The organism is Paenibacillus sp. FSL F4-0125 (genome assembly GCF_038008565.1).
GTDB lineage: Bacteria > Bacillota > Bacilli > Paenibacillales > Paenibacillaceae > Paenibacillus_AQ.
The window spans coordinates 5,314,980-5,330,212 of the sequence record NZ_JBBOZJ010000001.1; the positions used below are offsets into that span (position 1 = coordinate 5,314,980).

A 15,233-nucleotide genomic window follows, 5' to 3' on the forward strand; every position below is an offset into this window, starting at 1 on the left:
AAAAACAAGCTTTTTAGGGAATTCCTCCCTAAAAACTACCTAAAAACCTCTATTTAGGTGTAACACAAGGATATTAGAGGGTATTTTTCCCTAATCATGCCTCTAAAAACGATAAAGCACTGAATTATAGGGAGATATTCCCTAATTACGAATAAACAACTTCATTCCATTAATACCCCATCAATAATCCATCAATCCGTCGAGAATCTATCAGCAATCAAACATCCATCCATCCATCCATCCATCATTCACTCATCCATCAGTAACCCATCAAACCTTACAAATAAATAAAGGCCTACAGGTTCCCCCGTAGACCCTACTTTACTTCATTACTTCCGGCGATTTCCCAGCCACAGCGGAAATCGAAATACAAAATTGATAAATAAAACTACAAATACAAGAACCGCTGCCGACTTATCTGCAATTTGACGTGCATCTTCTACAATCGCCTCAGATTGTACATACCAGAGGTGTACGGCCAGGGTTTCACCCGGTGAGAACAGATTGAAGTCCCACATTTCGCCTGAGGTACTGAGACCGGCGGTAAGGATAATAACCGCTGACTCCCCGAAGGCGCGTCCAGCAACAAGACAAATCCCAGTAACGATGGCAGACATTGCAACAGGTAGGACTACCGTACGGATCACGTGAAATTTAGTCATCCCAAGCGCATAACCAGCCTCGCGTATATCTCCAGGAACGGCACGGATCGCTTCCTCTGTCACTCGCGCAAGCATAGGTAGATTCAGTAGCGCCAAGCTGACGCCCCCGCCAAGAATCGTAAGACCGATATCGAAATATTCCGCAAAAATCGCAAGTCCGAGCATACCGAACACGATCGAAGGAACCGATGACAGTGATTCCACGCAAATACGTAGTGCCCCTGTAAATTTATTATCTGGCGCATACTCAGCCATATAGATTCCCGCACCCAAACCAATTGGCACGGAAATAATCAGCGAGATAAACAAAATGTAAAAGGAGTTGAACAACACCGGGCCAATCCCACCCCCTGCATCAATCTCTTCAGGTTGTTTGATCAGGAAATCGGGCCGAAGTGCCGGTAGACCTTTACTAAGAATCGTGAAGAGCAGCCAGAAGATCAGCAGCATGACTAAAGCCCCTAGCGTATAAAACCCTATGGTCGCGATTTTATTGTTTCTTTGGGCACGCGCTGTATGCTTTGTACTTGCGAATCCGTTCACGCTGCATCCCTCCTTTTTCTACCCAACACGCGGATGATCAGAATTAATACAAATGATATTACTAGCAAGAGAAATGCCATCATATGTAGCGCATAGTTCCAAGTAGAGTCAAACTCTACATTAGAGATTTGCATAACGATGTTACTAGTCAGCACCGATGCTGGCGTGAATAACGTCTTCGCCAATTGCGGTGTATTCCCGATAACCATAACTACAGCCATCGTCTCACCCACAGCACGAGTCATACCCAGAATAACCGCAGAGATAATTCCCCGGCTAGCCGCAGGCAGTATTACACGCATGATTACCTGTAAACGGGTAGATCCAAGAGCATATGCTGCATCCCGGTATTTGCGCGGCACAGAAACAATGGCATCATCACTGATTCGGCAAATCGTTGGCAGCACCATTAATGCGAGCACAAGTGCAGCTGCTAACAAGCCATCACCTAAGCTCTCCCCGCTAATTCTGCGCAAGAAAGGAAGTAATACCGTTAAGCCTATATATCCGTAAACAATTGAAGGAATACCTACTAACAAATCTAGCACTGGACGGATGAAAGTCTTCATCCATTTTGGAGCAATCTCTGCACAAAGCACCGCCATCCCCACCGAGATAGGAACTGCGATCAGCAGTGTCAATGCAGTTAGAGAAAGTGTATTTACAATGAAGGCAGCCGCTCCAAAAGAATCCTCTTCCGGCGTCCAATTAAAGGAAAAGAAAAAGTCCGCAGGCGAGAGATGGCCGAACAGAAGCATAGCCGTTTTGCCGATAAATAGAATTACAAGTCCAAGCACGAAACAAAGCGCGAGAATGCTGAATAGAAAATAAAACTTGAACAATTTGTTGCTAAACAAATGTCTACCATGACGTTTGGAGTTAGCGGTAACCTGCGTTACGCTCTCTTTTCCCCTAGTTGCCAAGCCGTGGACTGGTGCCCCCATACTTTCCCTCCTGTAAGCGGCCACCCCCGTATCAAGATCGGAGCTGGCCGCTGTTACCGTTCAATATGATCTTTAGATGATATTAGCCCTTCATTGCTGCGATCGGAATGAATTTAAGCTTTTTCAGGGAACCTTGTTGGAACTTCTTGCTTTGTACGTATTCGATAAATTCTTTTGTTGCGCCAGTAGGTTGGCCCTTAGTCATGTAGTAACCGTAAGCCCAGATCTTATAAGTTCCATTGATTACGTTGTCTGTAGTAGCAGCTACACCGTTGTGTTTAACAGCTTTTACGTCGCCACTTACATATACAAGGTCGATATAACCGATGGAGTTAGGAGTTGTTCCTACGGTAGTCTTCATGTCACCGGATGAACCTGTTTCTTTGTAGTTCTTAGCTTTTTTAACGATATCTCCACCATCCAAAGCTTTAGCTTGATAGTTAACGCGTGTACCGGAACCGAAAGAGCGAGTGATAACTACGATATCAGCATCAGAACCGCCTACTTCTTTCCAGTTCGTGATTTTGCCTGCGAAAATGCCTTTAAGCTGTTCAGTTGTAAGGTTATCTACGCCAACATTTTTGTTCACGATTGTAGCAAAAGGAATAACTGCTACTTTGTTTGCTACTTGACCGTCAAAAGCTTTGAAGCCTGGTACGTCGATGCTAGCATCCCAGTCGCAAGCGCCGATATCGGCGATGCCTTTTTTAACAGCTTGAGGTCCAGTTACTGAACCTTTACCTGATGCTGCGATTTTTACTTTAGGGTGCAGCTTTTGGAATTCTTTTGCCGCTTGAAGCGTCAATGGAAGAAGTGCGGTCGAACCGTTAACTGTGATTTTACCTTTTAGTGAATCAGCTGCTGCTGCAACCCCTGCGAAAGATGCGGTTACCGCAATTACAGCCGTTAGAGCCGTTACTGTTAGCTTTTTGAAAATCTTCATTTGTATTATTTCTCCTCTCGGCTCTACGCCGTTAAAATATGATTAGGGATATTTATTATTTCGACAGTTGCAACGCTTTACCGCCTTGAACTACCCATACACCGCCGTCACTTACGATAGCAAGCTTGCTTCCATCATTCGAAACTGCTACTTCAGATACATCTTCAGTGGAGCGGAACAGCTCAGTCTTAGCACCATTGTTATCAACGGAATAAACTACTGTGCTTCCATCTGCCGCTGAACCTGCCACAACCAAGCCGTTCTTAACGCCAGTAGACCAAGTTACTTCTACATCAAGTGCAATTTTGCTGCTTGTTCCGTCTGCTTTTACAACCTTCAATGTGTTAGCTGCGTTACCTTCAGCATCTGCGCTCAGGTAAACTACGCTGCCATCAGCAGAAATTTCAGGGTACAGCTTGTTATCCGGTGTAGTTGTCAGTGCAACTGGTTTAGCATCTTTTGTAGCCAGGTCTAGCTTGTAAAGCTGCTCTCCAGCAGAGCTGAAGTCTACAGTAAGAGAATCTTCTGTGCTGTCCGCATCGTTCTTAGCAACACCCGTCAAGTTAACGATATAAACGGCACTCTTTTCGTCAGTGGAAATGCGCAGTTCGGATTTATTTTCAACTTTGTCCGCCAATACGGATTTTACATCACCAGTTTCTACTGAGACTTTTGCAATTTTTTCTTGCTTGTCTCCTTGGATGAAGTAAATGCTTTTACCATCGTTAGACCATACCAGATCTGTTTTTACGCTATTATCAGTACCCAGTATCTTAGTAGCTCCGCTCGACAGGTTAATCAGATTCAACAAACCAGTCTCATCGTTGAAAGCTCCCCACTGACCATCCGGCGATACCGAGAAATCCACTGCACTGTCATTTGATGAGAATACTTCGTAGTTACCTGGTTCAGTGCTGAATTTGATAAGTTGAGCAGTTTCAGCATCACTTTTGTTCGCAATCAGATTTCCAGCTGCTGTCCAGTGTAAAGTATCAAACAATCCTTCAGGACGAGCAAAGCTTAGAATCGTGCTAGCATCAGCATCCAGCTCTCCGCCTAATGCATAAACTAACTTAGTAAGCTCCACATAGGTTTTACCGTTATAAAATACTGGAGCAACGGTGAACGTATCGGTATTACCATCTACTTGATAGCTCTTTGAGCCTGTTTTGAGCTTCATATTATGTAATCCTTTGCTGTCATTAAGTTCAAACCCGCCAGCTCCAAGTACTAACTTAGCTCCAATTTCACCAGCTACCTGATTCAGAGCGTACAGCTTGTAACCACTGCTATTAATGGTGTTAAACACAATCGGCGTACCGTTTACATTCCAAGTAGCTGTACCTTCTTTAACTGCTGTTTTTGCAGCGGCTTGATTGGTAGCTACAGATTTTACATTACTGCCGATGCTAGCTGCAGATACACTTCCAACGCCTACTGTTGCAAGAAGTGCTGAAGCCAACGTTGCGCTAATCCATTTACTGTTTTTCAATTAGATTCACCCTTTTCGTATAGGTAACTGCTAATGTCATTTTCGTCTACAATTGTCAACTCTGTTGCAGAGGAATGTTATGGAAATATTAACTATAATTATTTTTTTGAAAAAGTAGGTATATTAGCGTAATAGACTGCACTATCTAGATAAACCAAATGGACTAGACACCAAAAAACCTCATAGAGTATTGCTCTGCGGGGTGCAGTAGCTTTACTCCATGAGGTTTTTTGTAAATGTGATCTACACTAACTCTTCATTTAAATGCTTTTCCAACGTTCTCCGTACAGCTCCTGGGCCTTTGAGCATCTCATAGAAGTAACTTTCAATCTTGCTACCCAGACCGATTTCATATAAAGGTACACCAAAGATCTTCTGATTATCTAAAATCTCGTGCACATTAGAGTTCGAATCTCCCAAAGTCACTCCCTGCAGATGTGCTTGAAGTGACTCCATTAGAGGATCGGGACTTAGCTTAAATGAATTCCCTTCATCATCCACTCCGATCAAATAGCGGCACCATGCAGCAAGGGCTAATGGAATCGCCGTCAAGTCAGCTGGATTAAGATCTTCTCGTAGTACATAGGATTTGATCGTTTCCCCATAACGAATGCCCACCTTCTGCGACGTATCTGTCGCAATTCGCTGCGGTGTGTCCGGAATATATGGATTCGTGAGTCGCTCTTGCAGCACTTCATTCAAGAATTGCTGTGGTCCTAGAATGATTGGATCTACAACTACAGGCATTCCTTCCTTATACCCAATCCACTCGACTAATGTACGTAGGGTCTGATCCTGCATCTCATCCGAAATCTGCGTGTAGCCTAGTAGACAGCCAGTAACCGCTAAGGCAGTATGTAAGGGATTCAGACAGGTCGTAACCTTCATCGTTTCAACTCGGTTCACGGTCTCACGATCAGTGAATATAATGCCCGCTTCTTCTAATAAAGGTCGCCCATTCGTAAACTTATCCTCAATAACCAGATATTCACTAACTTCTGCGTTAACGAAAGGTGCGGTATGAGCGTTTCTCGAGGTAATAAGTATGTCCATACCGCCAATCCCTTGCTCCTGTAAGGCATTACGTACAGCCTCGGACGGACGAGGTGTGATTTTATCAATCATCGACAAAGGGAATGTTATCCGACTCTCGTCTTCGAGATACACTACGAATTCATCCTCCACAAGTCCTTTTACAGCCCATGCCTTGGCGATTGTAATCACGCTATTCTTCAGCATATCCCCGTTGTGTGAACAGTTATCCATACTAACAAAAGTCATCGGATACTGCCCTTTAAGATAACGACGGTAAGCAAGTGAAGCGATCACACTCATGCTGTGGGAAGGCTGCTCCGGCCCTTGCTCCATATCTTTTTTCACAATATCAAGGTACTTTCCATTAGCATCTGTTAAAGTGTAGCCTTTCTCTGTAATGGTGAAGCTGGCCATCTGCAGGCTCGGATTCTCAAAAATTTCAACCAGACGGCAGTAATCCTCCGCTCGATTTGTGTTCGCCATTACAGCCTCGGTAATGCTGCTGATGACCTTTTTCGTAAACTCGCCATTCGCATTCATTAATACGAGAAGTGTTAAATGATCATGCGGTTTATAAATCTTATCAATCAGCTCGTAGTCAGAGGAGGTTGCGGCGATAATACCTGTATCTGCTTTTCCAAGCTCCAACAGCTTCTGGTGAGCATTTGCTACAAATCCACGAAAAATATTACCCGCTCCAAAATGAACCCATTCCGGCCTAACGCGAGTATTCTTCGCCACCTGCTCATAATCAAACTGAGGAAGCTCCACGCCAGCGCCCTTCCACGCCTCTGCACATGATTGAATACACTCTCTTGTCAGGAGCAGCATTCACTTCACCCCCGTCGTATTGTCGAGACTATCCCACACACCAAGTAAATACATGATCCCCATTGCTCTATCGTACAGCCCGTATCCTGGGCGGCAAGTCTTCTCTTCTCCCCATAAGTGACGACCATGATCTGGGCGCACATATCCCGTAAACCCGTTCTCATGATATGCTTTGACAACCTCTGCCACATCCACACTGCCATCCCGTCCACGATGAGAGACCTCAATAAAATCGCCGTTCTCAAAAACCTTAACATTTCGAATATGAGCAAAATGAATACGATTACAGAATTCCCGAATCATCGCTGGCAGATCATTCTTCGGATTCGTCCCGAGCGATCCTGTACAAAAGGTTAATCCATTATACGGACTATCTACTGCGTCAAGTAAACGGCGAATCGTATCGCGGCTGCGGACGATGCGGGGTAAACCAAAGATCGGCCACGCGGGATCATCGGGATGGATCGCCATTTTGATATCCACTTCCTCACAGACCGGAATAATGCGCTTCAGAAAATAGACCAAATTCTCGAACAGCTTCTCTTCCGTTACATCTGCATAAGCGGCGAAAAGCTCATCGAGCTTCGCCAGACGCTCCGGCTCCCAGCCAGGCATCGTAAATTCGCCAGCCCCCTCCAGAATACGATTCACCATGTCGCGAGGGTTATCATTAACGGCTGCATTTTCATAAAAAAGAGCATTCGAGCCATCCGGCAATTCCTTGTACAGCTCCGTCCGAGTCCAATCAAAAATTGGCATAAAGTTGTAACAGATCACTTTAGTACCGACCTTGGCTAACTTCCGGATGGTATCTATGTAAATATCGATATATTTATCACGCGTCGGGAGTCCAATTTTGATATCATCATGGACATTCACACTCTCTACTACGGCAGTGCTAAACCCTTTGCCCGTAATTTGATCCGCAACCTTTTGAATTTCATCCATCTCCCATACTTCGCCCGCTACCTTATGATGCAGTGACCAGACAATACCCATTACCCCCGGAATTTGCCGGATATGATCAAGCGTAATGTTGTCATTGCCTTCTCCATACCATCTCCATGTCATGTTCATCTGGATAAAAACCTCCTATAATTTCATGTGACAAGTTCTTGTATACAAGATAATATACTCAATATTAGAGTTAAATATTGGATTTTGTCAATGACTTTAATTCACTTAATGAAAACTTGTATACAAGTTAAAATGAATATATAATGAATCTGAATTACAAATTCAATGGCAATGGAGACGTAACGCATGTCCACCAAAAATGATATTTTGAACCTATTGAAGCACGAAATCCTTAATCTAACGCTAAAGCCTGGAACCATTCTGAGTGAGACCGTGTTGTCCGAACGGTTTCAGATATCCAGAACACCATTGCGCGATGTACTTAAGCAGCTATCCCTAGCGTCCTATATTGATGTGTATCCGAAGAAAGGGAATCTTGTTTCGTACATTGATTTGGAATCGGTTGAGCAGATGATCTATTTAAGAAGTGTTTTGGAAAAAGATATTATCAAAGGTCTATCCGGCAGCCTTACTCTTAAAGGAATTATGGAACTTCAGAAGAATCTGGAAGAGCAAAAAAACGCCATCCATCAAGAACATGCATTTGAGCACTTTCTTGCCTTGGATGACGCCTTTCATAAGACGCTATTCTCTTTAGCAGGACATGAATTTTTGTGGGAACAAATTAAGTTCTCCCATGTACATTATGAAAGATACCGCCGTCTGCATACTCTAAAGCAAGAAAAGCTGGAGAAAATTTTAAGGGAGCATCACATGATCCTGGATTGTATGACAAACCATGAAACGGATAAAGTAGATGCATTAGTCCAGCATCATTTGCGTGAAGATATGAACTCCTTATACTTGCTGGAGAATTTTGCGGATTATATCAAAACGTAATACACGCGTATTAACACAGCCTACTTAATAACAAAAGGACCGGGTCATGCAGCCACGGTCCTTTTATTCATTTATCGTTGTAGTTAAAATAACAAACTATCTTTCAAATCGGAACCATCCGAAATCGAACTGACTTCCAGGCAAGAAGATAAACGTTACCTTCTGCTCCCCTGTCACTTTCTCCAACTCAAATACTCGCTCTACATATCCATCTGACTGTGTAAATTCGATCAGTTGATGGTTAGATTCTTCACCTTTTTCGAAGTGAATATGAATGGTATTCTTATCGATCGGTGATCTTCCGCAAATAACAAGCCTTGAAGCACCTTCCGTGATAAAGTCCATCTGCCCGAACACAAGGGATACGTTATTCCCGATTCCTTCAACGCCCTGTTCAGCGATGGTAAATGTGTCACCATAAATACGATCGCAATCTACAGCCTGATTCTGCTCGAACGCTCGATTCTTTTTCATAAATGAAAAGCCTTTAATATGCACCTTCTTCTGCAATACGAAACAAATAGAGCTGATACCAGTGAGCCTCTTAGATAATGGATAGGTTGCCTCCTGATAAACATTCCATTGCGATTCCTTCTGATAAATAACGTCTGCCAAAAGCTCACTGTTCTCTTCGTCTGGCATGCCTTCCCAAATCTGGAGCCGGTAGGCTTCGTTAGACAATGCGAATAGGGGAATCGTTATCAGATCCGAGCCGTAAGGTCCAAAGTCAATCTCACGATAGGCAACCTGCGTCTCACCATCTCGACTCGTAGCTACGCCTCGTTCATTTCCGTTTCCGACTTCGCCTTTAAACTCGTCATATAGTCCACCAGAAATAAATCCATACGGATCCTTAAAGGCCGTCCCCAGACCGCTCGCCGTAAATTCCAACTGTGAAATCAGCTTTGTCTTATCCGTACCGTTCTTACTCATACAGCGAACGCGGAAATTCCCATCTCCTAATGCCGTGATTTTGGCTTCTTTTCCAAACGATTCGATCCGTGCTAAATTAGACTCGATCCCAGCGTCATTTACAATGCTCCATGCCACTTCAGAATAAGAAGTATCTACAGGGTAGAGGTTTGCGCTAACGATCATTTCTCTTCTAGATTCATTGAACTGTTGCCCTGAATGACTTACAATCTCTATTTTCCGTAAAGGAATTTCTTCTTCATTCCCCAGCACACATGGCATATCTAAATTTCTTGTGTTTGCCGAAATACCTACTTTACGATCTGGCACAGGGAGTGATTGAAGCTGTAGCTTACTGCCTTCTACACCTCCCGAAGTAACCTCAACTGTAATCGTTCCAGCCTCTAAGCTGGCAGCCACAATCGCCATTAACTTGCCGCTAAACAAGCGTCTACTCGTTCCTTTGTAAGGATCATAGTCCGTGCTATCTCCATTATCTAAACCGATTAACCGCCCTGCTCCGCTCACCTGGACTTGTACGCGATTGTTGGCATTCTCAACGGTATGACCCATCTCATCCTCCATCGTAATTTCGACGAAGATTAAATCTGTACCGTCCGCAAGAAGCGTATCCTTATCCGCATTTAAGCAGATTCGACTCACATCACCAAACGATTCTCTGAAGTCTACTGCAATGATTTGGCCAGCTTCATCATAAGCGATGGCTTTAAGCTCGCCTGGTTCATAAGGAATCTTCCACCAGCCAGCTAACTGCGTCCCATGTTCATGGTCGATATCATAGGTCCCTACAGTCTCACCATTGAACTGCAATTCTATCTTCGGCGCATTCGAGCAGACTCGAACATCGATCATCTGGCCTGGATTAAAATCCCAATAGGTGAGAATATGCACCATCGGATTGCTCTTGTAATTCGTCCAAGCCGATTGATAGATATAATAAGAATCCTTCTTAAAGGTCGCTGTATCCATCTGCCCGAAGTACGAGTTCTTCGTATGATACGGTGTAGGTTCACCAATATAGTCAAAGCCGGTCCATATGAATTGACCTAATGAGAACGCCGCATCTCGCTCCGCAATAATACACGCTTCTGCTGACTTCGCTCCCCAGCTTGTAGAGCTATTGCCTAGCGCAGAGCATTGCTCATCGTCGTCAGCCAAGATGGATTGCTGGAATGGGAAGTGATATATTCCCCTACTCTGCACAATAGAGGCGGTCTCACTGCCATAGATGATCCAGTCAGGATGCTCTGCGTGATGCTGATGGTAATATTTTTCCGCATAATTGTAGCCTGCCACCTTTACGATATCCGCACATTTCTGAGCATTCTCCCATGGCATATAGTTCGATCCAATGGTCACTTTCCCGTTGCCTCTCGGATCATATTGAAGAACGGCTTCCAACAGCATACCCGTTATTTCTTGGCCTCGTTCATCTGCATGTGTATCATAAATTTCATTACCAATACTCCACATCAGCAAGCTTGGATGGTTACGATCTCGCATGACCCAGCTACACACATCTCTTAAGGCCCAATTCTTGAAAAACCTTGCATAATCATATGAAGTCTTCGATCGTTCCCACATATCAAAGGCTTCTGAAACCACAAGTAGCCCCATTTCATCCGCTAAGTCCATAAGCTCTGCAGCAGGCATATTATGAGCGGTACGTATCGCATTCACACCCATGTCCTTTAAGATCTTAAGTCTTCTTCGCAAGGCTGCTGTATTAAACGCCGAACCCAATGCTCCAAGATCATGATGCTCGCAAACTCCGTTGAGTTTAATTTTCAAACCATTAAGGAGCATTCCCTCTTGCGGATCCAGTTCAATCATTCGAAAGCCTATACGCTGTGTTACTACCTCAATGGTTCTCCACACTTCTTCCGAACCCTGATCAGATGCCATATATTGCAATTCCGTTTTTAGCTGATATAAATGCGGCTCATCCGTGCTCCATAATAAAGGCGTATCTACAGATAGCACCTGACTTACACGAGAGGGAGCTTGTGTTTGTTCTCCTGCTGAGAGCTTCTCTACACAGGTCTTTATCACTCGGTCCTGATGTAGAATGGTTTGCGAAAGCCGCATCTCTTCCATGATGTTCACATCGGTATCGACCTCCACTCGCCACTCGTTATCCTCTTGCACCGTATGAATATAAATCCCATCTGTCACGATGTGACTGGAATCTCTTGTCTTGAGCCATACATTCCGATAGATCCCCGCTCCTGAATACCATCTACTATTCGGACTCTGGTGCACGACCTTCACTAGAATTTCATTTTCCCCATCTATGAGCATATCTGTAATCTCGTATTCAAAGGAAGAATACCCGTATTTCCACTCTCCTACCCATTGATGATTCACATAAATCTCCGAGTCCATATAAATACCATCAAAGCATAACAATCTCTGCTTATCGTCCTTCTCCTTTATAAAACGCTTTCGATACCAGCCAATGCTATCCTCATACAAGTCTAAAGTATTATAAATCAACCAATCATGAGGGAGATCTACGGTATGAAAATCCAAGAATTCTCCATCCGTCACTTCTAAGGTGCTCTTAGCAAATTCCCAGCCTTCATTAAACAATCTTTTATGATTCAATATGTATCTTCCTTTCTTCTCTTAGGAGTATGAAACAAAGAGAGGGAACATTAGAAGGAGCGGCCCTACTGGACACACTCCTCCTAATGTTAATATTTAGTATATTTTGCGTTGAAGCCGGTCTGGGATACCGCTTTTTCGATAAAAATACGTATTGATGATATCTCTCCACTCGCGAGCATGCAGTGCCTGTTCATGCAGACGGTCTGCCACCTGCCCGTGTCTGCTATCGTCTATTTTCCCCTCAAGAGATTGCCACATCTCTTTCAGTTGATCTGCCTGTTCCACACCTTCAAAATGCGAATCATAAATATGCTCTATGACGGTTTTACCAGAATGAAGCGTATGCGTATACGGGACATGATGGAAGAACAGCAATAGCTCATCCGGACATGTAGTTACAGATTCATACAGATCTACATTCGCGCCTTGATACTGACCGACATATCCTGTACCTGTCTTCATTGTCCGGTCTACGCCAATGCCTTGTAGGTCCGCAAAATGATACGTTCCCCATTTCGAATACTCATATCCATCCACATTTGGACCGTAATGGTGATCCGGATTAACCATCCAACCTACCCCAAGCGGCGAAGTATAAGATTCATATATATGCCAAGAGGTTAGCAAGATCTCACGAATAGTATCGATTAACTGCTCATCCTCTGCACTGAAAGTGAGCATTATCCATTCCTTCGCAATTTGCTCTGCACTTAATTCCGGATTCCAAGCGAGTCGACCGTAACCATACAGATTGGCCTGTGCTAACAAATGCCCTGTCCAGTTATGGTCATTGCCAATATTCGAAACAGCCGCGAAGCCGCTATATCTATTACCATACATGGATCCATCAACAACCCGCTTTACCGATGACTCCGAATCTGTTGCGTACGTATTAAAATCAAGAACTTCCTTCCATTGAGGGACGAGGTAGCAGACATGACGCTGTTGGCCTGTATATTCCTGCGTAATCTGAAATTCAATCATCATATTCGTGTGCTTCATGGCACCGAACAACGGAGATACGCCTTCTCGCACTTGGAAATCCATTGGACCATTCTTCACCTGTAAAATAACATTCTCCATGAATCGGCCATCCAGCGGTTTAAAATGATCATATGCCGCACGTGCGCGATCGGTAGAACGATCCCGCCAATCCTGCTTGCAATTGTAGACAAAGCAGCGCCAGATGACGATTCCCCCGAAAGGCAATAAAGCTTCAGCTAGCATATTTGAACCCTCTGCATGATCACGATCATAAGTAAACGGACCTGGACGATTCTCTGAATCTGCTTTTACGAGAAAACCACCGAAGTCTGGAATCTCTTTATAGATTTCTATAGCCTTAGCCTTCCACCATTTGCGAACCTCAGGATCTAATGGGTCCGCTGTATTCAATCCCCCGAGTTCGATCGGACTAGCATAGTTAATACTTAGGAACAGCTTCACACCGTAGTTACGGAAGATATCTGCAACCCTCGCGATGTCTGGAAGATAGCGGTCCGTAATAAACATCGTCTCAAACCGATGTACATTGACATTGTTTATAGCAATCGCATTGATCCCTATCGAAGCGAGCATTCTCGCATAATCTTGCAAACGATCAAAGTCCTTAGTGATTTCGTTGCCCGCGTAGAATATCGACTTCCCTGCGTAACCACGTTCGATGCTTCCATCGATATTATCCCATTGATTCATCATGCGGAGTGTATTTACCGGATGATCCAACACGTCCAACGCTTCAATAGATTGACCCGTTCCAAGTAAGCGTAAGAATGCAAATACGCCGTACAGTAATCCAACAGGTGTTGCGGCACCGATTCCAATGCAATTCTTCTCCACATTTGTTCGAATGACATATCCTTCAAGCCCAACCTCTGTCCTCTCAGCTTCGCTGAAGGTATGCGTAAGAAGTGGATGATGACTGTCAAACGTACCGATTGTAATACAAGCTTGCTCAGCTATATCCTGAGACTGAGTAATGATAGCATCGATATTAAGCATTCCTTGTATGCCGCGTGTTAGTTCTTGCACAGCACTTTTGATCAATGGGTGTTCCTGATTGGAGGTCAAGATGTTATAACACCATGAAGCATAGCGCTCTCTTATGGCGCTCGATTGGATATTAGGATATTCGAGCCAAGCTTTATACCCTGCGTTATGTAATTCTGTTTTTTTCTTTGCCATAATTCGGTGTCCTCCATTAGTGTAAGACTTTTATGCCCAAATGTTGCTAGCTGTGCAATGGTTCTCTTATACTTTTGTAAACGATAGATTAACCGCATCCCTACTATATAGGAGGAACACGAATGTGACGTACCATGCGCAGCAGGACTTACAACCGTTCCATCTCTATTTTGTATATAAAAGAACTAGTACAAATACAGATGACTATCAAGGAACATTCCATGCCCATCAAGGTGTTGAAATTCTTATTGTTCATGAAGGTAAAGGTACGCTGATTATTGATCAGAATAGTTATGAAATAAAACCAGGGATGATCTGTATTTTCCAACCTTACCAACTGCATCATATTCAAATTGAAATTAATGAGGCGATTCCTTTCGTGCGTTCGATCGTTCATTATGAGCCTAGCCTATTTAAAGCTTATTTTGAGAAGTGGCCTATCCTGCAAAAGTTTTTTAATCATATTCATAGTGGCGATTTGGCCTCACCTCGATGGTATGAACAGCAGGACCTTCAATCCCTGACAGCTCTTCTGAAAGATCTGGATGAAGCGCTTCCAACTTTGCACAAAAATGATTTCCTTGAGGAGGTTTCGTTGTTTCTCATCACGTTCCTACATACTTTAAAGCCGTTATGGGATACACAGCATCAGACGACCTCCAGGGAACAACTGCTCCGCAAACCACATCAGGCGGAAAGTATCATGGAATGGCTGCAGTTGCATTACAAGGAACCTTTGCGGCTGGATCAAATGAGCAAGGATCTGCATCTTTCACCCCATCATTTATCCCACTTATTCAAAGAATGTACAGGCAGCAGTATCTCCAATTATTTAACGGTAAAAAGAATGCAAGAAGCGGTTCATCTTCTGACTTCAAGCGAATACACAGTCGCGCACATCGCCGAGGAAGTCGGAATCACGAATTGCTCTCATTTCTGCAAACTGTTCAAAACTCATTTCGGCACAACGCCTAATCGATTTCGGAAGCAATGGTATATCCATCATTAGGTTGTTGAATATTCCATCTGCCTCATTCCTAGTTAACATCATATCAAGCCGGTTCGTGAACAAGTATTCACATCTTGTGTAAAAATGCCGCTACTTTGCGATTTATACCTGATTTTAAGCAGCTTTCAGC

10 protein-coding genes are annotated in these 15,233 nt (G+C 43.8%); 2 read left to right on the top strand and 8 right to left on the bottom strand.

Annotated features, from left to right (window positions below; all coding sequences use genetic code 11):
• Nucleotides 1–329: 329 nt before the first annotated feature.
• The 6 genes from pstA to uxuA all read right to left on the bottom strand — a co-directional run bounded on the left by pstA (nt 330) and on the right by uxuA (nt 7,527).
• Entirely contained in the window at nt 330–1,205 is an 876-nt protein-coding gene (gene pstA / locus NST74_RS23645) for a phosphate ABC transporter permease PstA (RefSeq protein WP_042130653.1), read from the bottom strand.
• Nucleotides 1,202–2,149 carry a phosphate ABC transporter permease subunit PstC gene (gene pstC / locus NST74_RS23650; protein ID WP_042130655.1) on the bottom strand — a complete coding sequence of 316 codons (948 nt, stop codon included), beginning with the start codon at nt 2,147–2,149 and terminating at the stop codon, nt 1,202–1,204. Before pstC ends, pstA begins: the two co-directional genes overlap by 4 nt.
• 82 nt (nt 2,150–2,231) lie before the next feature.
• Nucleotides 2,232–3,092, bottom strand: coding sequence for a phosphate ABC transporter substrate-binding protein (locus NST74_RS23655; RefSeq protein ID WP_341114714.1), 861 nt, complete (start codon nt 3,090–3,092; stop codon nt 2,232–2,234).
• 55 nt (nt 3,093–3,147) lie between these two features.
• Nucleotides 3,148–4,584 carry a stalk domain-containing protein gene (locus tag NST74_RS23660; RefSeq protein WP_341114715.1) on the bottom strand — a complete coding sequence of 479 codons (1,437 nt, stop codon included), beginning with the start codon at nt 4,582–4,584 and terminating at the stop codon, nt 3,148–3,150.
• Nucleotides 4,585–4,827: 243 nt separating this feature from the next.
• Nucleotides 4,828–6,450 carry a mannitol dehydrogenase family protein gene (locus NST74_RS23665; RefSeq protein ID WP_341114716.1) on the bottom strand — a complete coding sequence of 541 codons (1,623 nt, stop codon included), beginning with the start codon at nt 6,448–6,450 and terminating at the stop codon, nt 4,828–4,830.
• A complete protein-coding gene (gene uxuA / locus NST74_RS23670) occupies nt 6,451–7,527 on the bottom strand; it encodes a mannonate dehydratase (protein WP_341114717.1) in 1,077 nt (358 codons plus the stop codon).
• Nucleotides 7,528–7,713: 186 nt separating this feature from the next.
• Between uxuA and NST74_RS23675 the strand changes: the two genes are divergently transcribed.
• The gene (locus tag NST74_RS23675) at nt 7,714–8,367 is read left to right on the top strand and encodes a GntR family transcriptional regulator (protein WP_341114719.1); all 654 of its coding nucleotides are present in this window, start codon (nt 7,714–7,716) and stop codon (nt 8,365–8,367) included.
• Nucleotides 8,368–8,463: 96 nt separating this feature from the next.
• On the opposite strand, the gene NST74_RS23680 is transcribed toward NST74_RS23675, so the two are convergent.
• Both NST74_RS23680 and NST74_RS23685 read right to left on the bottom strand, forming a co-directional pair.
• A complete protein-coding gene (locus tag NST74_RS23680; protein WP_341114721.1) occupies nt 8,464–11,907 on the bottom strand; it encodes a glycoside hydrolase family 2 TIM barrel-domain containing protein in 3,444 nt (1,147 codons plus the stop codon).
• Nucleotides 11,908–12,003: 96 nt separating this feature from the next.
• The gene (locus NST74_RS23685; protein ID WP_341114722.1) at nt 12,004–14,094 is read right to left on the bottom strand and encodes an alpha-glucuronidase family glycosyl hydrolase; all 2,091 of its coding nucleotides are present in this window, start codon (nt 14,092–14,094) and stop codon (nt 12,004–12,006) included.
• Nucleotides 14,095–14,218: 124 nt separating this feature from the next.
• Here NST74_RS23685 and NST74_RS23690 point away from each other — a divergent pair, with 124 nt between their 5' ends.
• A complete protein-coding gene (locus NST74_RS23690; protein WP_341114724.1) occupies nt 14,219–15,103 on the top strand; it encodes an AraC family transcriptional regulator in 885 nt (294 codons plus the stop codon).
• The last annotated feature ends 130 nt before the right edge of the window (nt 15,104–15,233 follow it).